We start from the raw sequence: 414 nt of genomic DNA, 5'->3' as shown, positions 1-414 counted from the left end.
GTTTGAAGGTACTAAAAATAAAAGATCAAGATGTCACAAAGAGATGTACCAAAGATTAATAAGGAGAACTTTCGTACATGGAAAAGTTTGATGAAGCTACAACTAGGAGGTCTTGGAGACCATGCACAATCTACCATCACCACTAAGCATGTTAATCCTACTAGAGCCCTGACTGCTAATGATCTGAAAAAGAAGAAACAACACAATTAGACAATGTTGGATATTTCCTCTGCCCTAAGTTATGTTGAGTTTGATGACATCAAGGGTTTTTATTCTACAAAGAAGATGTGGGATTCTCTTCACACCATTTATGGAGGAGATGCAAATGTTTTGAGGGCCAAATCTGAAAGTCTTAGAGGTAAGTTTGATGATATGAGGATGCAAGAAGGTGAGAATGTTTCTCAATATTGCTCT

General features: G+C 37.0%; 1 protein-coding gene. It reads left to right on the top strand.

Features of this window, described 5'->3' with window-relative positions; all coding sequences use genetic code 11:
- Window positions 1-216: 216 nt before the first annotated feature.
- On the top strand, window positions 217-414 hold a 198-nt coding region (locus CHM34_RS18625), incomplete at its 3' end, for a gag-polypeptide of LTR copia-type domain-containing protein (protein ID WP_169713841.1).

Source organism: Paludifilum halophilum, from assembly GCF_002245355.1.
Classification (GTDB): domain Bacteria; phylum Bacillota; class Bacilli; order Thermoactinomycetales; family DSM-45169; genus Paludifilum; species Paludifilum halophilum.
The sequence above is the reverse complement of the archived record's forward strand: the minus strand, read 5'-3'. Positions and strand labels throughout refer to the sequence as shown.